The organism is Shewanella sp. DNRA4, from assembly GCF_012843185.1.
In the GTDB taxonomy this organism is placed as follows: domain Bacteria; phylum Pseudomonadota; class Gammaproteobacteria; order Enterobacterales; family Shewanellaceae; genus Shewanella; species Shewanella xiamenensis.
This window is the reverse complement of sequence record NZ_JABAIP010000006.1, coordinates 127,910-154,328: the sequence shown is the minus strand read 5'-3', so window position 1 is coordinate 154,328 and position 26,419 is coordinate 127,910. Positions and strand designations below refer to the sequence as shown.

The 26,419-nt window shown below is 46.7% G+C and carries 21 protein-coding genes; 9 read left to right on the top strand and 12 right to left on the bottom strand.

Features of this window, described 5'->3' with window-relative positions; genetic code table 11:
• The first annotated feature begins 22 nt into the window (after positions 1-22).
• A complete protein-coding gene (locus HG547_RS08360; RefSeq protein WP_169547588.1) occupies positions 23-3,481 on the top strand; it encodes a zinc-dependent metalloprotease in 3,459 nt (1,152 codons plus the stop codon).
• Between the two features lie 112 nt (positions 3,482-3,593).
• Here the strand turns inward: HG547_RS08360 and rho are convergent, their stop codons facing one another.
• Together rho and trxA are read right to left on the bottom strand one after the other, a co-directional pair.
• The gene (gene rho / locus HG547_RS08355; protein WP_037413641.1) at positions 3,594-4,859 is read right to left on the bottom strand and encodes a transcription termination factor Rho; all 1,266 of its coding nucleotides are present in this window, start codon (positions 4,857-4,859) and stop codon (positions 3,594-3,596) included.
• Positions 4,860-5,071: 212 nt separating this feature from the next.
• Entirely contained in the window at positions 5,072-5,398 is a 327-nt protein-coding gene (gene trxA, locus HG547_RS08350; RefSeq protein ID WP_011070766.1) for a thioredoxin TrxA, read from the bottom strand.
• Positions 5,399-5,549: 151 nt separating this feature from the next.
• On the opposite strand from trxA, the gene rhlB reads away from it, so the two are divergent.
• Complete coding sequence (gene rhlB, locus HG547_RS08345; RefSeq protein ID WP_037413639.1) at positions 5,550-6,869, top strand: ATP-dependent RNA helicase RhlB; 1,320 nt, start codon at positions 5,550-5,552, stop codon at positions 6,867-6,869.
• Positions 6,870-7,796 carry an exopolyphosphatase gene (locus tag HG547_RS08340; protein WP_169547587.1) on the top strand — a complete coding sequence of 309 codons (927 nt, stop codon included), beginning with the start codon at positions 6,870-6,872 and terminating at the stop codon, positions 7,794-7,796.
• Between the two features lie 87 nt (positions 7,797-7,883).
• Here HG547_RS08340 and HG547_RS08335 read toward each other — a convergent pair whose 3' ends face one another.
• The 10 genes from HG547_RS08335 to nadC form a co-directional block, all read right to left on the bottom strand.
• The gene (locus tag HG547_RS08335; RefSeq protein WP_011070769.1) at positions 7,884-8,420 is read right to left on the bottom strand and encodes a thioredoxin family protein; all 537 of its coding nucleotides are present in this window, start codon (positions 8,418-8,420) and stop codon (positions 7,884-7,886) included.
• A 143-nt stretch (positions 8,421-8,563) separates the two neighbouring features.
• Positions 8,564-8,959, bottom strand: a complete 396-nt coding sequence (gene mutT, locus HG547_RS08330; RefSeq protein ID WP_037413635.1) for an 8-oxo-dGTP diphosphatase MutT — start codon at positions 8,957-8,959, stop codon at positions 8,564-8,566.
• Between the two features lie 86 nt (positions 8,960-9,045).
• Positions 9,046-9,255 (bottom strand): DNA gyrase inhibitor YacG, encoded by a 210-nt coding sequence (gene yacG, locus HG547_RS08325; RefSeq protein WP_037413634.1) that lies wholly within the window; start codon positions 9,253-9,255, stop codon positions 9,046-9,048.
• A 95-nt stretch (positions 9,256-9,350) separates the two neighbouring features.
• The gene (gene zapD, locus HG547_RS08320; protein WP_169547586.1) at positions 9,351-10,085 is read right to left on the bottom strand and encodes a cell division protein ZapD; all 735 of its coding nucleotides are present in this window, start codon (positions 10,083-10,085) and stop codon (positions 9,351-9,353) included.
• Positions 10,078-10,695: a dephospho-CoA kinase gene (gene coaE / locus HG547_RS08315; protein WP_169547585.1), complete on the bottom strand. Its 618-nt coding sequence runs from the start codon at positions 10,693-10,695 to the stop codon at positions 10,078-10,080. Before coaE ends, zapD begins: the two co-directional genes overlap by 8 nt.
• A gap of 131 nt (positions 10,696-10,826) precedes the next feature.
• Complete coding sequence (locus tag HG547_RS08310) at positions 10,827-11,753, bottom strand: A24 family peptidase (RefSeq protein WP_169547584.1); 927 nt, start codon at positions 11,751-11,753, stop codon at positions 10,827-10,829.
• Between the two features lie 134 nt (positions 11,754-11,887).
• Positions 11,888-13,159, bottom strand: coding sequence for a type II secretion system F family protein (locus tag HG547_RS08305; RefSeq protein WP_047534376.1), 1,272 nt, complete (start codon positions 13,157-13,159; stop codon positions 11,888-11,890).
• A gap of 119 nt (positions 13,160-13,278) precedes the next feature.
• On the bottom strand, positions 13,279-14,988 hold the full coding sequence (gene pilB / locus HG547_RS08300; protein ID WP_169547583.1) for a type IV-A pilus assembly ATPase PilB: 1,710 nt from the start codon (positions 14,986-14,988) through the stop codon (positions 13,279-13,281).
• An 86-nt stretch (positions 14,989-15,074) separates the two neighbouring features.
• A complete protein-coding gene (locus HG547_RS08295) occupies positions 15,075-15,509 on the bottom strand; it encodes a prepilin-type N-terminal cleavage/methylation domain-containing protein (RefSeq protein ID WP_282433114.1) in 435 nt (144 codons plus the stop codon).
• Positions 15,510-16,109: 600 nt separating this feature from the next.
• On the bottom strand, positions 16,110-16,991 hold the full coding sequence (gene nadC / locus HG547_RS08290) for a carboxylating nicotinate-nucleotide diphosphorylase (protein ID WP_088586229.1): 882 nt from the start codon (positions 16,989-16,991) through the stop codon (positions 16,110-16,112).
• 288 nt (positions 16,992-17,279) lie between these two features.
• Between nadC and ampD the strand changes: the two genes are divergently transcribed.
• The 6 genes from ampD (at position 17,280) to lpdA (ending at position 26,365) form a co-directional block, all read left to right on the top strand.
• Positions 17,280-17,819, top strand: a complete 540-nt coding sequence (gene ampD, locus HG547_RS08285; RefSeq protein WP_169547582.1) for a 1,6-anhydro-N-acetylmuramyl-L-alanine amidase AmpD — start codon at positions 17,280-17,282, stop codon at positions 17,817-17,819.
• Between the two features lie 162 nt (positions 17,820-17,981).
• Positions 17,982-18,833 carry a beta-lactamase regulator AmpE gene (ampE, locus tag HG547_RS08280; protein WP_037413617.1) on the top strand — a complete coding sequence of 284 codons (852 nt, stop codon included), beginning with the start codon at positions 17,982-17,984 and terminating at the stop codon, positions 18,831-18,833.
• A gap of 415 nt (positions 18,834-19,248) precedes the next feature.
• Entirely contained in the window at positions 19,249-20,001 is a 753-nt protein-coding gene (pdhR, locus tag HG547_RS08275) for a pyruvate dehydrogenase complex transcriptional repressor PdhR (RefSeq protein WP_011070781.1), read from the top strand.
• Positions 20,002-20,081: 80 nt separating this feature from the next.
• The gene (gene aceE, locus HG547_RS08270; RefSeq protein ID WP_169547581.1) at positions 20,082-22,748 is read left to right on the top strand and encodes a pyruvate dehydrogenase (acetyl-transferring), homodimeric type; all 2,667 of its coding nucleotides are present in this window, start codon (positions 20,082-20,084) and stop codon (positions 22,746-22,748) included.
• Between the two features lie 12 nt (positions 22,749-22,760).
• Positions 22,761-24,788, top strand: a complete 2,028-nt coding sequence (aceF, locus tag HG547_RS08265) for a pyruvate dehydrogenase complex dihydrolipoyllysine-residue acetyltransferase (RefSeq protein WP_169547580.1) — start codon at positions 22,761-22,763, stop codon at positions 24,786-24,788.
• Positions 24,789-24,937: 149 nt separating this feature from the next.
• The gene (gene lpdA / locus HG547_RS08260; RefSeq protein WP_011715641.1) at positions 24,938-26,365 is read left to right on the top strand and encodes a dihydrolipoyl dehydrogenase; all 1,428 of its coding nucleotides are present in this window, start codon (positions 24,938-24,940) and stop codon (positions 26,363-26,365) included.
• The last annotated feature ends 54 nt before the right edge of the window (positions 26,366-26,419 follow it).

Genomic DNA, 26,419 nt, shown 5'->3' with positions numbered 1-26,419 from the left:
AAACAGTCGTTAAGAGGAATCTATGAAGAAGTCCATGGTATGTCTGGCGATCACCAGCGCACTAACCCTTGTAGGGTGTGGTGCTGGCGATGAGCCTTATAAAGAACTCCCCAAAGATGAAAAGCAAGTCACCACTGCCGACATCGATAAAGCCACTGAGCGGCAATATCTTTATATTCGCAGTGTAGGTAAGGCTCCGCGTTATGCCGCCGAGGTGCGAGGTTTTACCCAAGGTGATCCTAAGCTGGTGACCTTGCACAAAACAGAGAATGGCATCCAAGTGCGTCAAATTGACCGGGATAATATCGGATTAGGCCATGACAGCCGTTATCCTAATGAGTATAACCAAGCCCCAGTGTTAACCATTCCTGGCGAATATATCGACTTTAAATGTACTGAAGACAAATGGCGCGAGTGCATTAACGTAGAGCAAGTTAACACCGATGCTAATTTAACATGGCAGGATAAGCGCTACTTTGTTCCTGACTTTGCGAAAGCTAAAATTGCTGAGTTAGATATTAATGACATTATTACCTTCGGTGAATGTGTGACTGAAACCGAAGCCCCCCGTTTGGTTACCTCTAATGGTCAAAAAGGCTATGAAATGGATTTAGCCAAAGGGGTGGTCAACTTTGAAATTGAACATACTTATCAAGCTTCTCCAAGTTGCTTTAACCAATTTTACGGTGGCAACCTCGACAACTTATCCTTTACGACCACCGAGTTTATTTCGATTGTGGCGGTGGATCAGTTAGCCAGTAAAGACTATCAAGCAATACCCTATGCTGAAAACGAAAAGGGCGCATTTGGTTTCTTTACCTCTTCCCATACTTATCGTGATGCGACTGATTCAGAGGGCGTTGACGGGTATGTGCGTACCTACATGAATCGCTTCAATCCGGCCAAATTGGAACTGACTTATTACTTGAGTAATAATTTCTACGATGCGAAAAATAAACCCTTTTTGGATGCTGCTATCGAGTCCGTGACGGCAATTAACATTCAAAACAAGTTGTATAAAACGGGTTTTCCACAGATAAAACTTGAGCAAGCCCACGATAAACGCCATGGCGACCTGCGCTATAGCAACATCACTTTATTTGATGAACCGCTGGATAATGGTTTGGCGGGTTATGGCCCATCCGCGGCAAACCCGCTTACAGGCGAAATTGTGAGTGCGCGAGTCAATCAATACAGCTCGAATCTAAAACAAGGCGCAGTACGTTACTATCGCCAAGTGCGTTTAGATTATAACAGAGGCAAATTGGACGCGAATTCAGTCACATCGTTAACGGGCGAGCCTTATGTGTCGAATTTGAACAAGCCAGATGTCAGCGTTGATACTGTGCCAGTTGAGGCGGCGGCATTTGAACAACCGACTCAGCAGCTTATTGCAGCACCCAAATCAATGTTATTAACGCCTAAGGATAATAGTCTCGATGCTTTGGCGGATTTTGATGAAAAAACACAAGCGTTTTGGTCTGAAAATTCAATGATGCATGTGGATACCGTGTTTGCTACAGGTGGTAGTAATCGTGAATTACCTCGCGGTATCAAAGGTCATGAAATTGATTGGAAAAAAGCCGAAATGTGGGTTGATGGCAAAGTGGGCGGTAAATTAGCGGCATTTGAAGATTTGCCGATAAGTTTACAAGACTCATTAACTACAGCCCTTGCTGCACAAGCATTTGCCGGCACCTTGACCCATGAATTAGGGCATACCTTTGGCTTAAGACATAACTTTGCTGGGAGTCGCGACCACGACAATACCTTTAACCAAGCACAACTGACGGAGTTAAAAGCCGCCTTTAGCGATGCAGGTTACCCAGATATTACTGTTAATGCCGAGTTTTCGAGCCAAATGGACTACAACGTGAATCGGTTTGCAACCACGTTTGAACCCTATGACTTAGCGGCGTTACGTTTTGGCTATGCCCGCGAAGTGGAAACAAAGGCTAACGAATTTGTATCGCTCAAAGCGGAAGATGCTAAGCGTCGTGATGAACTCGCTAAAGGTGTGGTGAACGGTGAGACCCGATTTGGCGCGCTTTATAACATAGAGCAAAACAACAGCCTACGTCAGTATTCGTTCTGTACCGATGAGCACGTGTCTCTGAACAGCAACTGTAATCGCGGTGACGCGGGTAAAAACTTAGATGATATTGGTCAGTTTTATATCGAAAAGTACTTCGATAGCTACGAGACCATGAACCTACGCCATAATCGTCAATCTTTGTTTGAAGATCATAGCCTAAGTTACACCATCAATCGTAAAGCGCAGTTTGATGAAATACGTCAATTCATTGAAGATGTGAGCTTTTTAGAACAATTGTTTGGTTTATCAGAGAACTTTTTTGCTGGTGAGTGCGAACGATTGGCGGCCACAGGAAGTGATGCTTGGTATTGCGCGAATCAGCGGGCGATGAATCAGGCGGCAGATTTCTTCCTCAAGCTGGCGGGAGAAAATGATGCAACCCTCGATGTGACATACAAACAAGCTGATGGCAGCGTAGCGTTAAGACAGCAGTACAATTTTGCTAAGGTACTTGAGCAATATCGTTTTAAAAGCGGCGATATGAAGGCGCAATTTGAGCCGGGTGAGGTGATCAGTCAGTTCTCTGATTCCCCAGAAGCCTTGAAAGAGTTGATCATTAAATCGCAAATAAATCCTCAATTTCAGGATTTATTAACGGCTGATGTTAGCTTTTCGGGCCGCTTACTCAACGGTATTAAAACGCCTGCATCCTCACCTAACCATCCGTATGTAAATGAGCGCGACGTGTTAGGTGTATGGCCTGATAAATTGTTAGCCGTGCGAGCCTTAGTATCACGTACAACGCCCCGCAGCACATCGAGTCGTGGTTATAAAGCCTTGGTTGATTTACCGAATGTGGGTCCAGTGTTCCAAGACATGTTGTGTAAGATGACCATGGGTGAAGGCCCAGGGCTGACTCGTGGTAGCACGCCGCTCTTTACCGAAAGCTGTGGCGTAAGTGGTAAGCTCGATAGTTATCTGCCTTATTACACTGATTTTGCCCAACAAAGTATTGAACCATTACCTAATTACGATCGCTCAGTTTCACGTTATTTCCAATTTGATACTGTTAACGGCCAGCCAAAAGGTAAGAGCAATTTACTGCAGATGATATTACGCCAAGTGGTGCTTGCATCGGTTGACAGTGATTATCAAGGCGAGCAAAAAGCCAGAGTATGGCGTGAATACGTCGGTATTCATCTAGCCGGCCCTGCATTAGCCACACAAGCGGAAGTGACAGTAAATGGCCGTGTGTATGCTGCGACCGCAGAAAACACTTTAGCATTGGCGCTGATCAATCGAATTAAAGAAATGGAAACCTTTAAGACGCAGGTCGGCGAGGCCACGCTTGCCATCAAGTTAAACAACGGTACAGTAGGTGAGATAATTGATGGGCAACTAAGCCGAGATCAGTTAGTACTCAGTTATTTACCTGTGCTTGATTAAGTCACTTGAATCGAGTGAGCCGCACCCGCGGCTTTGCAATCCATCACCATGTGTAAAACGTAAAAAAGGCCGCTCAGTGAGCGGCCTTATTATTCATGCAATCTTATATGGCTTAAGACTTTGCGCGTTTCATCGCGGTGAAGAATTCTTCGTTAGTCTTAGTCATCGCCAGCTTATCAATGAGGAATTCCATTGCACTGACTTCATCCATTGGATTGAGGATCTTACGCAGGATCCACATTTTTTGCAGTTCGTCTGGATTTGTCAGCTTCTCTTCACGACGAGTACCACTGCGGTTAAAGTCAATCGCAGGGAAGACGCGTTTTTCAGCGGCTTTGCGTGACAGATGCAGCTCTTGGTTACCAGTACCTTTAAACTCTTCGTAAATCACTTCGTCCATCTTAGAACCAGTATCGACTAACGCAGTAGCGATAATGGTTAAGCTGCCGCCGTGTTCGATGTTACGTGCTGCACCGAAGAAGCGTTTTGGACGATGCAGGGCGTTGGCGTCCACACCACCGGTTAACACTTTGCCTGATGAAGGGATTACAGTGTTGTAAGCACGCGCCAAACGGGTGATAGAGTCGAGCAGAATCACCACGTCTTTTTTGTGTTCGACTAAACGTTTAGCCTTTTCAATAACCATTTCAGCCACTTGTACGTGACGACTTGCTGGTTCGTCGAAGGTAGATGCAATAACTTCACCTTTAACGAGGCGTTGCATCTCGGTTACTTCTTCTGGGCGTTCATCGATCAGCAGAACCATCAATACCACTTCAGGGTTGTTGTAGGTAATGGATTGCGCAATGTTTTGCAGTAATAGCGTTTTACCCGCTTTTGGTGGCGCAACGATCAGACCACGTTGACCTTTACCGATAGGTGAGCATAAATCCAGAATACGGGCAGTGATGTCTTCAGTTGAGCCATTACCACGCTCCATACGCATACGTTCTTCTGCGTGGAGTGGGGTTAAGTTTTCAAAGAGGATTTTATTGCGAGAGTTTTCAGGTTTATCAAAGTTAACTTCGTTAACTTTTAACAGGGCAAAATAACGTTCACCTTCTTTTGGTGGACGAATCTTACCAAAAATGGTGTCACCCGTTCGCATGTTGAAACGGCGAATTTGGCTTGGTGACACGTAAATATCATCAGGGCCAGCTAAGTAAGATCCATCTGCACTTCGTAAGAAACCGAATCCGTCTTGGAGTATCTCTAATACGCCGCCACCGAAAATGTCTTCGCCACTTTTGGCGTGGGCTTTAAGGATGGAGAAAATAATGTCCTGCTTGCGAGCACGGGCCATATTTTCGAGTTTCATGTTTTCGGCTAGCGAAACTAGGTCGGATATCGGCGTGTCTTTTAATTCAGTTAAGTTCATGTTGGGGATCTTGTGTTACGCGACAAAGCTTACCGCGATCAATCAGTAAAGTTTGTGATTCAGGATAGTGATTGACGAGCGAGAAGTGGTTTAGTTAGAAAGAATCTGGTTATTAAAGTAGCACTAACAAAGCGGGGCGTCCAGAAATTTAGGGGCATTCCGGCACAATTTAATTTCAGCTTGTGCCGGAGGTCACTCATAACGACAACAAATTAGATTTGTGCGTCGATAAACTCTTTTAACTGAGTTTTAGAGAGCGCGCCAACTTTGGTCGCTGCCAACTCACCGTTTTTGAATAACAGCAATGTTGGAATGCCGCGAACGCCGTATTTCGCTGGAGAAACGTTGTTCTGGTCAACGTTTAATTTAGCGATAGTTACGCGACCGGCATACTCTTCGGCAACGTCGTCAAGGATTGGCGCGATCATTTTACATGGACCACACCATTCAGCCCAAAAGTCTACCAATACTGGTAAATCGGCCTTTAATACGTCGTTTTCGAAGCTGTCGTCGCTCAGGTATATAATTTTATCGCTCATGATGTTCTCCAGTTTGGTTGCCATTGCTGGTTTGTTAATGGCTTACCATGTATATTGGGGCTGAAAAATAGCTTTTCAAGTTACCTTTTACAATGTGGCTATTTCAAACGATCGAGTATCTTATTGCAACCCCAAATGGTATGCTTGCGCTATGAGCCAAACACATTTATCAAATCAAAAATTTGCCGACTTACCTCTGCATCCTGAGGTTAAACAGGCCCTTGCCGAGAACGGCTTTGAATTTTGTACGCCGATTCAGGCGTTATCATTACCCGTATTACTTCAATCAAAAGATATCGCTGGCCAAGCTCAGACGGGCACTGGCAAGACAATGGCGTTTTTGGTTGCCACATTTAACCATTTATTGTCGACCCCTGTTCCTGAAGGGCGTCAATTAAATCAACCGCGTGCCATTATCATGGCGCCCACCCGTGAATTAGCCATTCAAATTGCTAAGGACGCGATTTTACTCGCGAAACATACTCGCTTAAAGGTAGGGATTGTTTACGGTGGTGAGAGTTATGACGTCCAACGTAAAGTGCTTGACCAAGGTGTTGACATCTTAATCGGTACAACCGGACGGATTATCGATTATGTGCGTCAGGGCATTATTAGCTTAAATGCGATTCAAGCCGTGGTGTTAGATGAAGCCGATCGTATGTTCGACCTCGGTTTTATCAAGGATATTCGTTTCTTATTCCGACGCATGCCTAATGCCGATCAGCGCCTGAACATGTTGTTTTCAGCGACGCTTTCAATGAAGGTGCAAGAGTTGGCTTATGATCATATGAATGATCCGGTGAAAGTCGAAATTGCCCCCGAAGAAAAAACCTCAAAGAATATCAAAGAAGAAATTTTCTATCCTTCCCAAGAAGATAAGATGCGTTTATTGCTAACGCTGATTGAAGAAGATTGGCCTGAGAAAGCCATTGTTTTTTCAAACACTAAGCATAGCTGCGAGAACTTATGGGCTTGGCTTGAGGGTGATGGTCACCGTGTGGGTTTGCTCACTGGGGATGTGCCACAGAAGAAACGTATTCGAATCCTAGAGCAATTTACGCAAGGTCAATTAGATATCTTGGTTGCGACTGACGTGGCTGCACGTGGCCTGCATATCTCTGATGTTTCCCATGTTTACAATTATGATTTACCTGATGATTGTGAAGATTACGTCCACCGTATTGGTCGTACTGGGCGAGCGGGTAACAAAGGGGTATCAGTTAGTTTTGCCTGTGAAGAATACGCACTAAACTTGCCAGCGATTGAGACTTATATTAATCACTCAATCCCAGTGAGTAATTATGACCGCGATGCGTTACTGGATGATATTCCACAGCCAGCTAAGATTCATCGCAAACATCCAGCGGGAGCTCGTAATTTACGTGAGCGCTCTGGGGTGAGTCGTACTCAAGGTGCACATCGTAGTGGTGGTCGTCCACCTCGCCATGACAGGACGCGTAGACAGCCGTAAATGCCAACACCCGCTTATGCTGCCATTACTTTAGGCTCTAACAGTTTTAATATGCTGATCGCTAAAACAAAAGGTGGTCAGCCACATATTATTGCTAAGTACAAACGTAAAGTAAGGTTAGCCGAAGGGATTGGCGAAGACGGTTATTTATCACAGGAAGTGATGCAACGAGGTTTAGATTGCCTCGCCATGTTTGCCCAAATGTTAGCACTGCATAAAGTCCATCCTAATCATGTTGCTGTGATTGCCACAGCAACACTGCGTACTATCAATAACGCCGACGAGTTTAACCAGAGGGCAACTCCCCTTCTCGGTCACCCGATTGAGATTATTTCGGGCATGCGTGAAGCTGAGCTGATTTATCAAGGTATGGTGGCAACAACCTGTGGCCAAGGTCGACGCTTAGTGATTGATATTGGTGGAGCAAGTACCGAATTTATTATCGGGGATGGTCATCAGGTTCAGTTTAAGACTAGCTTGCCTATGGGCAGCGTGACCTTTAACCGCCGTTTCTTCAACAACGCGCCGTTGCAAGAGCTCGATTTTGACGATGCTAAGCAGGAAGTGCTAGCAGTCTTAGGTGAACATAGGCAAAGGCTAAAAGACTTAGGATGGCACTGTGTGGTGGGGGCTTCTGGCGCAGTGCAATCTGTGGTCGAAGTGTTAATGCACCGTAAGCAGTCTGAAATCATCACTTTGGCTGTGCTGACACAGCTGAAAGCGGAAATCCTCGCCGAGGAAGATGTGAGTCTTGAGGGGATTATCGGCTTAAGCGCCGAACGTGCGCCGACATTTGCCGCAGGGGTGGCGATTTTACTTGCGCTCTTTGAACTCTTAGGAATTGAGCAGTTGGCGCTATCAGGTGGAGCATTGCGTGAGGGTGTGTTAGTGATGCTGGCGCAGCGGATTTTAGAAGAAGCGATTTAATACGATTGGTATAACCTCACATCTATTATTAAAAGACAAAGGCCGCCAAGTTTACACTTGGCGGCCTTTGTTATTATTCGGGTACGATTACTTTAAGATCTCGGCTAAATCTTTTTCGAGCGAGACGGTTGGACGCTCTACGATACGGCCAATTTCTTTACCTTGTTGTTGCACGATAAAGGTGGGAATACGTTTGAATTCGTATTTTGCCGCCAGTCCTTCAGGGTCTTGCTTGCTGCGATCGACACCAATATAAGTCACTTTAATATTGGGGTTCGCCACTTCTTCGATAATACGGATAAAACGTGGCGTTTCGCGATGACAGTCTGGGCACCAAGTACCAATGATCACGACGATTTCTGTTGGTTCTGTGACTTTTTTGAGTGGTGCTAAGGCGTCGGTATCGACTTGGTAGCTTTTGTAGCCCTCAGCAAACTCATTGAGATCTTTTACTAAATGTTGCGCTTCAACTACACCGGTTAAAATCACTTCTTGTTTCTCCTCGCTGCAGGTGGCAATCAAGCCCTGTTTTTGCTCTTCAAAGCCACAGCCGCCATTTGCTAGTACTTGGCAACTAAAAAATAACGCGGTCGTGGCGAGTAATGCTTTAACGTTATTGTGCATGATATGCCCTCAAAATCGAAGAAGAATAATGAATTTGCATTCAAGCACTAATTTACGTTTTGTAAAAGTTGTGAATGAATTTGCTGCAAGCCAGATCACGTATCGCTAATGTAAATTTGGCTATTACCCATAAAAAGATGTGATTAGTTTTGTGCTAATAGCTTGGCGAGGATAGGTTTATTAGCATCAGGGAAGTCATAATGGGTGAGCTCGTGCTTATCGACCCAGACGATTTGTTGTCCTTCAAGCCCTTGCGCCTCGCCCGTAAAGTCACTCACAGTGTGAATATCGAGTAGTACCTGTTTATCTGGGTAGTCGTAGCTTAACGCCATAAAAGGTTCGCTCGAATGGACGTTAAGCGCCACTTCTTCTTTTAACTCACGAATTAAGGCTTGGGTAACGGTTTCGTTTTGCTCCACTTTTCCACCGGGAAATTCCCATTTGCCGCCTTGATGTAAATGCTCTGGGCGCTTGGCGAGTAGGATTTGTCCGTCAGTATTAAGAATAATGCCCACGGCAACATGAATACGTTTTGTCATAAATTTCTACTTATCACTGTATGAACAACAATCCGAGACTCGTCGGTTCTGGTCGTTGGTAAATAAACTGAGTTGTTGTATGAGGCTTATTCTTTAAAGAAGCTTTCTTCGTCGTAACCAAGTTCGTCTAAAGCGTCGACATCAAACTCAGATTTGACTGGAATGGCGTGTTTCTCCGATGCCCAATCACCGAGATCGATCATCTTACAGCGCTCACTGCAAAAAGGTTTGAACTCTGACTGAGGGCTCCATTGTACTGGAGTTTTACAAATTGGGCAGTTGACGGTTAACGGCATAATGGGGATCTCTTGATTTACTGCTGAATAACGAATAACGAATAACGAATAACGAATAACGAATAACGGTTATCAATGGCTTTAGTGTAAAGGCTTCACGCGCAGGTCGCTAGTAAGAATTCGATGCTACGGTCTGAGTGGCGTTGTTGATCGAATTGTACAAAATGAATGGCATAACGATTTTTATGGCCACTGATCGTGGGATAACAACCGTGGGAAGCATCGACTTTGACTCTAACTAATGACAGGGCTTGAGTGCTATCCCCTTGATAAAAACCGGCATGAGCGGTGGCATTATCGAAATCAGCGGTACTGCGGGTAAGTTGAAGCAAAAGCGTGATGGGTGTGAGTAGGGGATCGAAATGACTTATCCAAGCTTGATAATCCAGGCGTCTTTCTTCCCAGGGTTTGGCGAGCCAAAAATGCAGTTGGGGAAGGTCGAAGTTACAGCAGGCACCTGGCATACCAAAGCGTTGCCTGAGTGCAGATAAGAATCTGTCTTGCTTTAGCTGGCTCCCACAGCGTTCGGGGCGTTGTAACGGTTCTCTGGCTTGGGTTAAGGCTTGAATATAAAAGCGGATTTGTTCGCTATCGACATGCTCGAGTTCTTGCCATTTGCTCAGTTGCAGTAGATTTCGCTCGATATCTTTGAGGACCTCATTGCGGTAGTCGCAGCGCTCCGAGAGCTCGCACAGGGAAAACAGAGGGTAGAAACATCTATGCTGGTGGTCGTGATTTAGGTTATTACAGAGCTGCTTATTGAGGTATTCGAGCCGCAAGTAGCTGCGGATCTTCTCATTTAAAGGCTGTTCATAAACTAAGTCAGTCATGGGCGTTGTGATTACCAGATAATTGTAAATAGCGCTGATGCAATGCTTGCACCTCTTGTTTTAGCGTTGATATCTCTCCCTGATTATCAATAATGTCATCGGCTCTAGCGAGTTTTTCACTGCGGCTACACTGGCTCTCAATGATGTTATTTACTTGAGTTGCTTCGACATTGTCCCGCTTTACGGTACGGCTTATTTGTAACTCTGGCGAAATATCCACCACTAAAGTCCGATTGACTAACCTATCTAACCCGTTCTCAAATAGCAAGGGTACAACCATAATTACATAGTCTGAGGTGGCATTTTTGACTTGCAAAAGCATTTCTTGGCGGATCATAGGGTGCAGCAGTTGATTTAACCACTGACGCGCTTGTTCATCGCTAAACACTCGTTGCCTAAGTTTTGCGCGGTCAAGCTCGCCCGAAGCCGTTAAGATTTCTGTCCCAAAATGGTCAATAATGGCGTTTAATCCGTAGGTGCCTGGTGCGACGACTTCTCGGGCAACGACATCGGCATCGACTAGGCAAACACCTTCTGCCGCGAACAGATTCGCCACGGTCGTTTTACCACTGCCAATCCCGCCCGTTAAACCGACAACAAATTTGGACATAAAACTCTCTTAAAAGCGATGAAGGACGTGACGCTGCTAGGACCTAGAACGGACTAGACTTCGTCCTGCTAGGGCGTCGCTGCGCTCCTTCTAGAACCTAAAGCCTAGAACCTATAAGGCCGAAGCCAGTTCTATAACGTACTTAAATACCAATCCACAATAGGTTGACCCCATATTAGGGCGATCCAACCTGCGGCGGCAATGTAAGGACCAAAGGGAATCGGATTTGCCAGTTGATTACGTTTGGTCAAGATCAGCGTGATGCCTACGAGGGCACCCACTAAGGATGAAAGTAAAATCACCAGTGGCAACATTTGCCAACCAAGCCAAGCACCAAATACGGCAAGCAGTTTAAAATCACCATAGCCCATGCCTTCTTTACCGGTTAACAGCTTAAATAGCCAAAAAATCGACCATAAACTTAAATAGCCTACTGCGGCACCAATAATCGCATCGGTTGGGTTGGTAAAGGTATGGTTGAGGTTAATGAGTAGTCCTAACCATAGCAGGGGAAGTGTCATCTGGTCGGGAAGCAGCATTTCATCCAGATCGATTCCGGTGAGCGCAATCAATACAAAAGTGAGTATTGCAGCAAATATAAATTGCCCGCTGGGGCCAAAATGCCAGGCGAGTGTTGCAACGAGTAACCCTGTTATTAGCTCAATAATCGGATAGCGTGAGGAAATGGGGGCATGACAGGCTGCGCATTTTCCTCTGAGCATTAACCAGCCCATAATCGGCAAATTATGCCAAGGCTTGATGGCGGTTTTACATTTAGGGCAGGCAGAGCCAGGTACCACAAGATTGTATTTGGGAGGATAGTGATCGATCGGTTTATTGAGCTTTTCTATTCCTACTTGCTTAACAATATCTGCATGATATTCCTGCAGATACTGATTACATTCCTGTTGCCATTCGCGCTTCATCATCACCGGAAAGCGGTGAATCACCACATTTAAAAAGCTGCCAATGGTGGCGGCAAACACAAAACTTAATAAGATAAAAAGCCATGGTGCTTGGTCAAAAGTGTGACCCAATAAAGTGAAAAATTCAGTCATTATTCTTACTTAATTATATTGTTCAATGTAAAACGGATTTTAGGCCTCTAGGACGCTTCGCTGCTCTAGAACCTAGAATCCATAAGGGCGTAGCCCGTTTTGCTTTTTCTGGCTGCTGCGGTTTTTGCAACGTTCTAGCCACCAACCACCTTACCCATTTGGAAGATGGGTAAATACATAGCGACAATAAGACCACCAACAACAGTGCCAATGACCACCATCATGATAGGTTCAATTAGGCTGGATAAACCATCAACAGCATCATCGACTTGCATCTCATAGATAGTTGAAACTTTATTAAGCATATTATCAAGTGAGCCTGATTCTTCGCCAATCATCACCATTTGGATCAGCATATCGGGGAACAGCCCTGTGGTTCGCATTGCCACGTTCATTTGCATCCCGGCCATCACTTCTTGGCGGATTTTTAAAATGGCTTTACGGTATACCGCATTGCCCGATGCTCCGGCCGCGGATTCTAAGCCGTCGATTAAGGGGACACCAGCGGCAAAGGTGGTGGCTAAGGTACGGGCAAAACGCGCCATAGCGCCTTTGTGTAGAATGGGACCAATAGCTGGAATTTTTAAGATGACTTCGTCAACTCTGTCTCTCACGATTTGCGAGTTCCTATGAGCCCTCACAAATAAAAATACGCCAGCCACTATGGCACCCAAAAAGATATACCAAGAGGATTGTAAGCCGCGGGAGATTTGCAGCACTAATTGGGTAAAAGCAGGCAACTCGGCCCCAAAGCCCTTAAAAATATCTTCAAATTGTGGCACCACAAACAGTAATAATAGTGCCGTTACTAAAATAGCGACTATTACTACTGCTGCCGGATAAAACATGGCTTTTTTAATCTTAGATTTTAATGCTTCAGATTTTTCACGGTAGGTCGCAATACGATCAAACACTACATCGAGTGAGCCTGAATGTTCACCCGCCGCCACTAAATCGACATAAAGATCATCAAAGTAACGTCGGTGGGGACGCAAAGCATCAGATAACGGAATACCTGACTGGATCTCCGATAGAATTGTCGCTAACAGCTCACGCATTTTTGCTTTTTCATGGCCGCGACCCAGTAATTCAATGGTAGTCACTAATGGCACCCCAGCGGCAAGCATGGTGGCAATTTGCCGAGTCACCATAGCAATATCCATAGGGGTAATTTTGGCATCGCCTAATTTAAATAAGGCGGCCGATTGTTTGCGAACGGTTTTAGGATTTACCCCTTGAGATTTTAACTTGCTACGAACCTCAGCAGCAGAGGCCCCCCTCAGTTCGCCACTGGTTTTTTGGCCGTCGCGGTTAACACCTTTCCATTCAAAGGTATAAATTTTAGGTTGGCTTTTTTGCTCAATCTTTTTTGGGCGAGGCTTTTTTACTGTGGTTGCCGTAGCCATAAATTATCCCTGTTGGTTGTAAAGCTAAGAAGGACGTTGCTGCGCAACTGTTAGAACGCTCACATGCTCGCTCTAGCATCTAGAGCCTAGCTCCTAGAAGGGCGCAGTCCGTCCCGCTATTAAAAACTGGTTACCCGATTCACTTCGGCAATACTGGTGACACCTTGGAGCACTTTTAGTAGTCCAGATTGCCGCAAGTCGCGCATCCCTTGGGCCTTGGCTTGGTCGGCAATTTGCAATGAATTACCCCCTTCCATAATAGTACGGGCAATTTCATCTGACATCTTCATCACTTCGTAAATACCTACCCGTCCTTTATAGCCACCAGAACAATGCTCACAACCCACGGGTTTATAGGTGATAAACCCTTGGGCGATTTGCGCATCACTAAAGCCTAAACGCTTTAGCTCATGTTCAGGTATTTGTTCGGGTTGCTTGCATTCAGGGCAAAGTCGCCGTGCAAGTCGCTGAGCAATAATTAAATTGACTGAGCTGGCAATATTATAGCCGGGTACGCCCATATTAATTAAACGGGTGAGTGTTTCTGCCGCCGAGTTAGTATGCAGGGTTGATAGAACCAAGTGGCCTGTTTGTGCGGCTTTAATGGCAATTTCGGCGGTTTCAAGGTCACGGATTTCCCCGACCATCACCACATCGGGGTCTTGGCGCAAAAAGGAGCGCAGTGCCGAGGCGAAGGTTAAACCTGCTTTTAAATTAATATGGACTTGGTTTACCCCCTCAAGGTTAATTTCCACCGGATCTTCGGCGGTGGAAATATTACGCTCGGCGGTATTGAGGATATTTAAGCCTGTATAGAGCGAAACGGTTTTACCCGAACCTGTTGGGCCTGTCACTAATATCATGCCTTGGGGTTTGGCTAGCATCTCAAGGTAGAGCTTTTCTTGATCAGGTTCGTAGCCGAGTTTTTCGATACCGAGCTGTGCGGAAGAAGAATCCAATATCCGCATTACAATTTTTTCGCCCCACAGAGTCGGCAGGGTACTTACCCGAAAGTCGATAGACTTAGTGCGGGATAGCTTCATTTTAATCCGGCCATCCTGGGGGACGCGACGCTCGGCAATATCCAGCTTTGACATTACCTTTAAGCGCGCTGAGAGTCGTCCGGCTAGGCTGATTGGCGGCTCGGAGACTTCATGCAAAATACCATCGATACGAAAACGGATACGATAGCGTTTTTCATAGGGCTCAAAATGTAAGTCTGAAGCGCCCTTACGAATAGCATCGGTTAGTATCTTATTGATATAAATGACGATAGGGGCATCGTCACTGGATTCACTAGCATTGTCTTCATTGCGTTTATCGGTATCGGTAATTTCGATACCAGCAAGCGCTGCTTCATCCATGCCGCTTAAATCAAGGCCAGTAATATCTTCTTCGAGTACCTTTTCAAGGGCCTTAGCGAGCTTATCTTCTTCCACCAAAATCGCTTCGGCATGCAACCCAGCACTAAATTGGAATTCCTCAAGGGCGGCAATATTGGTAGGATCTGAAGTGGCGATATAAAGGCGATTGCCGCGCTTAAATAGCGGTAAGCAGCGGTGTTTTTCAATCAGTTTTTTATTCAGAAACTCTTCGGGTATTGCGTTAACATCAAATTCGGCTAAATCCAACAGCGGGGTGCCATATTCCTCATAGCAAAGCTCGGCAATACTGCGGGCTGACACGAGCTTAGTTTGCACTAAGGTGGTGACTAAGGTTTGTTTGTTTTGGCGGGATTTGGTGATGGCACTCGCCATCTGCTCTTCATTTAGCAGCCCTTTACGAATAAATAAAGTGGATAAACCTAAATGTAAGCCAGAGGTGGGCATCGATAGACCTAATATTGAAAAATAAAGAAGAGAGAGTTATCCCTCTTCTTCATTAGATTCATTAGAGAACAAATTTAAATTTGCTGTTATGGCGCTGCGGTTACATTACTACCAGCACCAGCAACGCATTGCTCTGGAGTTGCACCAGAAGCAGTCGAATCTGCTTCATAAGTTACTAAACCATCATTTGTAAGTTTGGCCGTTACTGAGCAATTTCCTTCATTAAAAGTTAAGTTCCCACCAGCACCTTCTGCAAAAGTACCTTCAACACCACCTAATTGAGCAACGTCTTTCATATCCTTGTTAATAGTGTCACAACCAACACCTGATTGAACACATGTAACGGCTTTAGTAGTGTAAGACGCTAGGCCTTTCATCGCCGCGCCACCATGGGCTGAACCAACATAATCACGATATGCAGGTAATGCCACGGCGGCCAGAATACCGATAATGGCTACTACAATCATTAATTCGATCAAGGTAAAACCCTGAGCTTGCTTGTTCATCTTGATGCCTTTCATTTTTTGCTCCAAATATAATGCAAATTGTTGTTTATCGATTGTGTTCGTTTCGGCTGCTTATCTTGATTGCTTGCAATGAATTGCTGATTTTTTGGCTAGCGACAATTCACTTTGAGCTAATTTTGATAAGGAAGGCCGAAACGGCCATCTCGCCTAGGTAAAAGTTAGTACAAAGTTAACTAAATTGAAACTACTTTTACGCATAAAGTATTAATTAAATGATTATTTTGTCTAAAAACTTGACGCTAAAACGTATTGCGTTCTAACAAATGTTTGACAATGTTAGTTAAGTTGGCGCATTTAAAACAACGTCAAAACATCGGCGCGAGTTATACCTGTTTTTAATCAGCGTATTTAGTGGGGTTATGCTGTAAAGGGTAGGAAGCTCGAATCTAGGACGATGCTGCGCAACTGCTAGGACGCTGGCAAGCTCGCTCTAGAAGCTAGAGCTGAAATGCATAAAGCTGGATCCCCGCGTCGATAACTGCTCCTGCGTTATTCTACCTCCTGCATCCATGCAGTCGTTCGCGAGGATGGCAGCTTATGGGCTACTAGAACCTAGTACCTAGAATCTATAAGGGCGCAGCCCGCTCTACTTTTCTAGCCTTTCAGTCGCATTGATAGATCTAAGGCGCGGACATGCTTGGTGAGAGCGCCGACGGAAATATAATCCACCCCCGTTTTGGCAAATTCCGCTAAGGTGTCTAAGGTCACATTGCCAGAGACTTCAAGTTTTGCACCTTTACCTTTAGCTTGGCTTTTTGCATTCAGTTCAACCGCTTCGACCATCATAGTGATATCGAAGTTATCTAACATAATGATATCTGCGCCAGAATCCAGTGCTAATGCCAGTTCGGCTAAGGACTCGACTTCGACCTCAACGGGTTTATTGGGGTGTAAACTGCGCGCTGCATCCACCGCTTGGCGAATACCACCACAGGCCATAATGTGATTTTCTTTAATTAAGAAGGCATCAAATAGACCTATACGGTGATTTTTACCGCCGCCACAGGTGACAGCATATTTTTGGGCGGTGCGCAGTCCTGGAATGGTTTTGCGGGTATCGAGCAGCTGTGTGTGAGTGCCTGCAAGTTTGTCTACATAGTGTTTGGTGAGGGTGGCGACACCGGATAAGGTTTGGATAAAGTTCATCGCGGTGCGCTCACCCGTTAATAAGGCGCGAGCGGGGCCGGATAATTCACACAAGACTTGATTGGGTAACACAAGATCGCCATCATCGACATGCCAATGCAGCGCGACTTCGCCACCTAATTGATTAAAGACTTGTTCTGCCCAAGCTTTGCCACAAAAAACCCCTTCTTCGCGGGTGATTAAGGTCGCTTCGGCATATTTATCTGCCGGAATAAGTTCGGCAGTAATGTCACCGTAGGCAATGGTTTTGGTATGCTCGTTGATTTCAGTGCCGCCAAGATCTTCATTGAGCGCGGTTTTTACGGCGTGGCGAATATCGTTTTCTAGCATGATCGGAGTCCTTGCTTTATACATCGGGCGAGTGGGCATGGGTTAACATGGGGTCAATCGTCTGCCTGCTTGCATTTAGGCTTAAGATTATCATGGCTGCGCCGCTAGGTGCTAGGATGCTGCGCTGAAAGCTAAGAAGGACGCTACGTTGTGCGGGCGATGACAGAACGTCGCTTTGCGACTCACTGATAACGGAACGGGCTGCGCCCTTACGGTAGCGAAGCGTGCTGTGAGTGAGCTTGCGAACGTTCTGTTATCTGTAAACCTTTTCGGCTTTAAGGAGTAAACATGAGTTTTGGGTTTGGTTGGTATCGCGCGGCGCGGCGCTGTGAATCGCCACATTTTAATCAACGCCCCTTTGGGGAGATTAGTCTGTTGGTAATCCACAATATCAGCCTGCCCGCGGGATGTTTTGGTTTACCTTACATTGATCAATTATTTCAAGGCTGTTTAGATACCTGTGCCGATGAAACTTTCGCCGATTTAGCGGGGCTTAAGGTATCAGCACATTTTTTAATTCGCCGCGATGGCGAATGTGTGCAGTATGTGAGTTGTGAAGATAGAGCTTGGCACGCTGGCGTGTCCCGTTATGGTGAAAGGGAAAATTGTAATGATTTTTCCATTGGCATTGAGCTCGAAGGGACGGATACTAAGCCCTATACTGCCGCACAATATCAACAACTTGTTGAATTGACTCAAGCCTTGTTTGCACAATACCCTAGCTTGAGTGTCGAGCGGATTGTTGGGCATTGTGATATTGCGCCAATGCGTAAAACTGACCCTGGCCCAAGCTTTGACTGGGAAAGGTATTTAACGGCGCTGCGTTGAAGGCAAAGAAGGATGCTGCTTCTAGAATCTAGAACGCTTCGCTGCTAGGACGCAGCAAAAAGCACTGTTCTAGGACGCCACTTCGTGGATCTAGAACCTAGACGGGCGAAGCCCGCTCTGCTTTTTCTAGTCCGTCCTGCTTTTTTACAAGGAGTACTATCGATGGCATTATTTTCATTACTGGTCGCCATTCTTGTGGAGCGACTAAAGTTTCTTCCCGCCTCTTGGCAGTGTGATCGTGTACTGCAATCTTACCAATCCAGCTTTTTTGGCGATAAAGCGTCGCTTAATAACACTAATATGTTGCTGGCTTTGATATTGCCCGCGGGTGTGGTTTATCTGTTGGGTTGGATTGCGTCGGGTATGTTTTGGGGAGTATTAAGTCTCGCGCTATGGGTGCTGGTGGCGATTATTTGTTTTAATCATCAAAAACAGCGCGATACCTTTAAAAAATATATGCAGGCGGCGTGTCGCTCCGATGTGCAGGCCTGTTATCACTATGCCGCTGAATTAGATTGCAGTGAGTGTTTGGAGGCGGTTTCGGAAAAAGATTTAGGTGCCAAGGTCGGGCAGAGCGTTGCTTGGATTAACTATCGTTACTACGGTGCAGTGGCATTATGCCTTATTTTTCTTGGACCTGTGGGGGCAGTGTTATATTGCACAGCGCGATTTTATGCGGAGGAAAATATACGTAAGTCACTTAATTTACCGCTGATTGAAGATATTATGTTTGCGTTTGATTGGCTCCCAAGCCGAGTGTTTTCCTTTGGCTATGCGCTCAGTGGTCAGTTTAGTGAAGGGCTCGCGGCGTGGCGCAATAATGCGTTAAATATTAATGCCAGTGCAAGGCAAGTAGTCACTGAAACGGCACTCGCTGCCCAGCCTTTGCCCGAGGTGTCTAGCGCGCCTGTTTGTGTGCAGTCGACCTTAGCATTGTTAGTATTAAGCAAACGCAACTTTACGCTGATGGTTGCTGTGTTATCACTGCTGACTATTTTTGGGTTGGTGAGTTAATAAGAAGGACGCTGCGCAGCTTCTAGAACCTAGGGTGCTTCGCTGCTAGGACGCAGCAAAAAGCGCTGCTCTAGGACGCCACTTCGTGGCTCTAGAATCTAGAACCTAAAATCTAAAATCTAAAATCTAAAATCTAGAATCTAGAATCTATAAGGGCGCAGCCCGTTCTGCTTTTTCTAGCATCTGCGCTTTTTGCAGCGCTCCAGAACCTAGCCGCTAGCACTTGCTCTCGTTGTGGTTTAATGGTCTGACCCCATGATGAGTTTTTTAGGCTATGCTCTCTCATCGTGAGCGGTTTTGAGTGAGATCACCTTTTAAGGTTGATTTTCAATCTGGACATCAAAAGTGTGATTTGATAAAGTGCGCTCACTCATAAAAATTGGTAAGACCAATTTACAACGGAGCTGAGCGCCAAATGGCCTATAGTAAAATTAATCAGCCAAAAATTTCTGATGTGATCATGGCGCAACTCGAGCAAATGATCCTCGAAGGCAGTTTACAGCCGGGCCAGAAATTACCACCGGAGCGTGAACTGGCCATCCAGTTCGAAGTTTCTCGTCCCTCATTGCGTGAAGCGATTCAAAAACTTGAGGCGAAAGGGCTATTAATGCGCCGTCAAGGCGGCGGTACTTATGTCAAAGAGCAACTCTGGCAGAGTCTTGCCGATCCTATCGTTGAATTAATGACAGCCGATCCAGAAAGCCAATACGACTTGCTGGAGTTTCGTCATGCGACCGAAGGCATGATGGCCTATTTTGCCGCCCTGCGTGGCACAGACGCCGATATGCAAAATATCAAGCGGATGATCCTTGAGGTGGAAGCCGCCACCAATATCGAACAACAAGCTGCTGCTATTGTGCGCTTCTATCGCGCCGTTGCTGAAGCGTCACACAATGTGGCTATGTTGCATCTCGTACTCAGTTTAACCCCTGTGCTGCATAAGAATGTGGCGCAAAACCTGGAGCTTTTAAGCCGCCGCGAAGAAGCTTCCACTATGGCTAACGATCACAGACGTGCTCTGCTCGCTGCAATCGTTCGTCGTGATCCTGAAGCCGCTAGAGAAGCCTCGAATGAACATTTAAGTTACATCGAAGAGGTGATGTTATCTGTGCGGGAAGAAGATAGCCGGTTGCAGCGAAGTTTGCGCCGTTTAAAGAGTGGCGCTTAAGTTCCCGACTTTAGCACTCGCTAAAGCGGAATATGCCGCAAATACCATTCATTATCATGTATATAGAGAAGGACAGTGTCATGTCTGAAGATATGCTACAAGACTTAGATCCGTTAGAGACTCAGGAATGGGTTGATGCCCTGCAAGCTGTATTAGAACAGGAAGGCCCTGAACGCGCCCATTTCTTATTAGAGAAACTGATCGATAAAGCCCGTCGCAATGGTACACACTTGCCTTATACGGCGACCACAGCCTATTTGAACACCATTCCAGCGGGTCAAGAGCCGCACATGCCAGGCAACCAAGAGATGGAACGTCGCATTCGCGCCATCATCCGTTGGAACGCCTTAGCTATGGTTCTGCGTGGTTCTAAAAAAGATTTAGAATTAGGCGGCCATATTTCGAGTTTCGCTTCCAGTGCGACCATCTATGATGTGTGTTTCAACCACTTCTTCCGTGCGCCAAACGAGAAAGACGGCGGCGACTTAGTGTATTTCCAAGGTCATATTGCCCCAGGTATCTATGCGCGTTCATTCTTGGAAGGTCGTTTAACGGAAGATCAACTGGCTAACTTTCGTCAAGAAGTGGATGGCAAAGGCCTGTCTTCGTATCCGCACCCTAAGCTGATGCCTGACTACTGGCAATTCCCAACGGTTTCTATGGGTTTAGGCCCAATCCAAGCGATTTACCAAGCGCGCTTCTTAAAATATCTGACTGACCGTGGTCTGAAAGATTGTTCTGAGCAAACCGTTTACTGCTTCTTAGGTGACGGTGAGTGTGACGAGCCAGAAGCCTTAGGTGCGATTGGTTTAGCTGCCCGCGAAGAATTAGATAACTTAGTCTTTATCATCAACTGTAACCTGCAACGTCTGGACGGCCCAGTACGCGGTAACGGTAAGATCATCCAAGAACTGGAAGGCGAATTCCGCGGCGCTGGCTGGGAAGTCGTGAAAGTGATTTGGGGTCGTTATTGGGATCCATTATTGGCCCGTGATACCAGCGGTAAGTTATTGCAGTTAATGGAAGAAACCGTTGACGGTGAATACCAAAACTGTAAAGCCAAAGGTGGCGCTTATACTCGCGAACACTTCTTCGGCAAATACCCAGAAACCGCCGAAATGGTGGCGAACATGTCAGATGATGACATTTGGCGCTTAAACCGTGGTGGTCATGACCCAGTGAAAGTGTACGCGGCATTAGACCATGCGCGTAAGACTAAAGGTCGCCCAACGGTGATCCTAGCGAAAACCGTTAAAGGTTACGGCCTCGGTGATGCGGGTGAAGGTAAGAACATCGCCCACAACGTGAAGAAAATGGGTATCGAGTCTATCCGTTACTTCCGCGATCGTTTCAATATCCCGATTCCTGACGATCAATTAGAAGATCTGCCGTTCTACCACCCAGGTCCAGATTCGGAAGAAGTGAAGTACATGATGAGCCGTCGTGCCGCGCTGCATGGTAGCGTGCCACAACGTCGTGAGAAGTTCAGCGAAGAGCTGGAAGTACCATCACTGAAGATTTTCGATTCGATCTTAGCAGGCTCAAATGGCCGTGAAATTTCATCGACCATGGCGTTTGTTCGCGTACTGACTGCGCTGTTAAAAGACAAGAAAATTGGCAAAAACATTGTGCCAATTATCCCTGATGAAGCGCGTACTTTCGGTATGGAAGGTCTGTTCCGCCAAGTGGGTATTTATGCTCACGAAGGCCAAAAATACGTACCGCAAGACTCTGACCAAGTGGCTTACTACCGTGAAGATAAAACCGGTCAAGTATTGCAAGAAGGGATTAACGAACTGGGTGCAATGTCATCTTGGGTTGCTGCTGCGACCAGCTACTCAGTCAACGATACACCGATGATCCCATTCTACATCTACTACTCAATGTTCGGTTTCCAACGTATTGGCGACATGGCTTGGGCTGCGGGTGATATGCGTGCACGTGGCTTCTTAGTCGGTGGTACTTCAGGCCGTACAACACTGAACGGTGAAGGTTTACAGCATCAGGATGGTCACAGTCACGTACTGGCTAACACTATTCCTAACTGTATTACCTACGATCCAACTTATGGTTATGAAATTGCCGTTATCGTTCAAGATGGTATTCGTCGTATGTACGGCGAAAAACAAGAAGATGTCTTCTACTACCTGACCACAATGAACGAAAACTACATCCAGCCTGAAATGCCAGAAGGTGCCGAGGAAGGTATCGTTAAAGGTATCTACAAGCTGGAAACGGTTAGTGGTTCTGGTAAAGGCAAAGTGCAGTTATTGAGCTGTGGCACCATTCTTGAGCAAACCCGTAAAGCGGCGCAGGCGCTGGCGAAGGACTTTGGTATCACTGCCGACGTATTTAGCGTGACCAGCTTCAACGAACTGACTCGCGATGGTCAAGCGGCAGAACGTTGGAACATGCTGCACCCAACGCAAACGCCAAAACAAGCGTATATCAGCCAAGTGATCTCCAGTGATGCGCCTGCAATCGCAGCGACTGACTACATGAAGATCTACGGCGAGCAGTTACGTGCATTTATGCCAACCGATTACAAAGTGTTAGGTACTGACGGTTTCGGTCGCTCAGACAGCCGTGACAACCTGCGTCACCACTTCGAAGTGGACGCTAAGTTCATCGTTATCGCGGCACTGAAGTCACTGGTTGATCGTAAAGAGCTGCCTGTTGATGTGTTAGCAAATGCCATCAAGGAATACGGCATCGACGCTGACAAGATCAATCCACAGTACGCGTAAGAGGCAATAAAAATGGCTGAATTAAAAGAAGTTTTTGTTCCTGATATCGGCGGCGATGAAGTACAGGTTATCGAAATCTGTGCTTCTGTGGGTGATACCCTCGCGGCCGATGACTCGATTATTACCGTCGAAAGCGACAAGGCGACCATGGATATTCCTGCGCCTTTCGCAGGTGTGTTAGCCGAATTGAAAGTGGCCGTCGGTGACAAAGTCAGCGAAGGTACCTTAATTGCGATGATGCAAGCAGCGGGCACAGCTAATGTTCAAGCTGCGCCAGTTGCTCAAGCTACCACTCCTGCGCCAGCTCCAGCAGCACCTGCTCCAGTACAAGCGGCTCCTGCCCCTGTAGCTGCCGCGCCAGCCACGGGCGCAACCCAAGTGGTTGAAGTCACTGTGCCGGATATCGGTGGTGACACCGATGTGTCTGTTATCGAAGTCTTAGTTGCCGCTGGCGATAAGATTGAGGTTGACGCTGGCCTTATCACGCTTGAAACCGACAAAGCGACTATGGACGTACCATCGCCATTCGCGGGTGTGGTAAAAGAAGTGAAAGTGGCTGTGGGTGACAAGGTTTCCCAAGGCTCATTAGTGATCATGCTCGAAGTGGGTGGCGCAGCTCCTGCTGCCGCTGCTCCACAAGCAAGCGCGCCAGCAGCATCAGCTCCTGTCGCTCAAGCGGCACCTGCGGCGGCTGTTGCTCCAGTAGCTGCTGCACCAGTGGTTGCCGTTAAAGAAATCCAAGTGCCAGATATTGGTGATGCCAGCAATGTCGATGTGATCGAAGTGCTAGTGTCTGTGGGTGATATGATCACTGCTGACCAAGGTTTGATCACGTTAGAAACCGATAAAGCGACCATGGAAGTGCCTGCGCCATTCGCCGGTAAACTGTTGTCGTTAACCGTTAAAGTGGGTGATAAGGTTTCTCAAGGTAGCGTGATTGCGACGATTGAGACTGTGACTGCTGGTGCAGCTCCTGTGCCAGTAGCTCAAGCCGCAGCGCCAGTTTCTGCACCTGTCGCCCAAGAAGCGGCACCAGCACCTGTTGCAGCCGCGCCGAGCCGTCCACCGGTTCCACATCACCCAAGTGCAGGTGCGCCTGTGTCTACTGGTGCGGTTCATGCGTCTCCTGCGGTTCGCCGTTTGGCCCGTGAATTTGGTGTGGATCTTACTCAAGTGACGGGTTCTGGCCGTAAAGGTCGCATCATGAAGGAAGACGTTCAGGCGTATGTGAAATACGAACTGTCTCGTCCTAAGGCGACAGCGGCAACTTCCGTTGCAGCGGGTAACGGTGGTGGTCTGCAAGTGATTGCCGCACCGAAAGTGGATTTCAGCAAGTTTGGTGAAGTGGAAGAGATTCCATTAAGCCGTATCCAGAAAATCTCTGGTCCAAACCTGCACCGCAACTGGGTAACTATTCCTCACGTGACTCAGTTCGATGAAGCTGATATCACTGAAATGGAAGAGTTCCGTAAGCAGCAGAACGACGCGGCGGCGAAGAAGAAAGCCGATTATAAGATCACTCCGCTGGTCTTTATGATGAAAGCTGTGGCGAAAACGCTGCAACAGTTCCCAGTGTTCAACTCAAGCTTAAGCAGCGACGGTGAATCACTGATCCAGAAGAAGTACTACCACATCGGTGTGGCGGTTGATACGCCAAACGGTTTGGTTGTGCCAGTGGTGCGTGACGTGGATAAGAAAGGCATTATCGAGTTATCTCGTGAGCTGGCCGATATTTCTATCCGTGCTCGCGATGGTAAGCTCAAATCTGCTGATATGCAGGGTAGCTGCTTCACTATTTCAAGCCTAGGTGGCATTGGTGGTACTGCATTTACCCCAATCGTTAACTACCCAGACGTGGCGATTTTAGGTGTTTCTAAATCTGAAATTAAGCCTAAGTGGAATGGTAAAGAGTTCGAGCCTAAATTGATGTTGCCACTGTCGCTATCCTACGATCACCGCGTGATCGATGGTGCAATGGCTGCACGCTTTAGCGTGACCCTGTCAGGAATTCTGTCCGATATTCGTACTTTGATTCTGTAAACAAATAAGGCTGCTCATCTTGAGTGGCCTTTTGTTTATTGTGATCAGTATCAAACACAGGTTAAAATGCGCCCACCTTACGCGCTGGCGCATTTTCGGTTGGCAGGATTACTCCCCTCCAACGGATTGAATGAGAATTAGAGGAAAACATGAGTAACGAAATCAAAACTCAGGTAGTGGTATTAGGTGCAGGTCCTGCGGGATATTCTGCTGCCTTCCGTGCGGCTGACTTAGGTCTGGAAACCGTTATCGTTGAACGTTTTAGCACCTTAGGTGGCGTGTGTCTGAACGTGGGTTGTATCCCATCTAAAGCCCTGTTACACGTTGCTAAAGTCATCGAAGAAGCCAAAGCCGTTGCTGCACACGGTGTGGTGTTCGGCGAGCCAACCATCGATTTAGACAAGTTACGCAGCTTTAAGCAAAAAGTGATCAGCCAGTTGACTGGTGGCTTAGGCGGCATGTCTAAAATGCGTAAAGTAAACGTTGTTAATGGCTTCGGTAAATTTACTGGCCCTAACAGCTTAGAAGTGACAGCTGAAGACGGCACTGTGACCGTTGTTAAGTTTGACCAAGCGATCATCGCTGCGGGTTCTCGCCCAATCAAACTGCCATTCATTCCCCATGAAGACCCACGTATTTGGGATTCGACCGACGCATTAGAACTGAAAGAAGTTCCTGGCAAACTGCTGGTCATGGGCGGCGGTATCATCGGTTTAGAAATGGGTACGGTTTACTCTTCTCTGGGCAGTGAAATCGACGTGGTTGAAATGTTCGACCAAGTGATCCCTGCGGCTGACAAAGACGTTGTTCGCGTATTCACTAAGCAAATCAAGAAGAAATTCAACCTGATCCTCGAAACTAAAGTGACTGCGGTTGAAGCCCGTGAAGACGGTATCTACGTTTCGATGGAAGGTAAGAGCGCGCCAACTGAGCCAGTACGTTACGATGCAGTATTAGTGGCTATCGGCCGTACACCAAATGGCAAGCTGATCGACGCTGAAAAAGCGGGCGTTAAGATTGATGAGCGTGGTTTCATCAACGTAGACAAACAATTACGTACTAACGTACCGCACATCTACGCTATCGGTGACATCGTTGGTCAACCAATGCTCGCTCACAAAGGCGTGCACGAAGGCCACGTAGCGGCCGAAGTTATCGCTGGCATGAAGCACTACTTCGATCCAAAAGTCATCCCATCAATCGCTTACACAGACCCTGAAGTGGCCTGGGTTGGTCTGACTGAGAAAGAAGCGAAAGAGCAAGGTATTGCTTACGAAACAGCGACTTTCCCATGGGCTGCATCTGGCCGTGCAATCGCTTCAGATTGCAGCGAAGGTATGACTAAGCTGATTTTCGATAAAGACACTCACCGCGTAATCGGTGGTGCTATCGTAGGTGTGAACGGTGGCGAACTGTTAGGCGAAATTGGCCTAGCCATCGAAATGGGTTGTGATGCTGAAGATTTAGCATTAACCATTCACGCTCACCCAACGCTACACGAGTCAGTGGGTCTAGCGGCTGAAATCTACGAAGGTTCTATTACTGACCTACCAAACCCAAAGGCAAAGAAAAAGTAATTTAACCTTTGTCTCGTCCTGAAATAAGTTGAGACTTATATTTGTAAAAGCGCC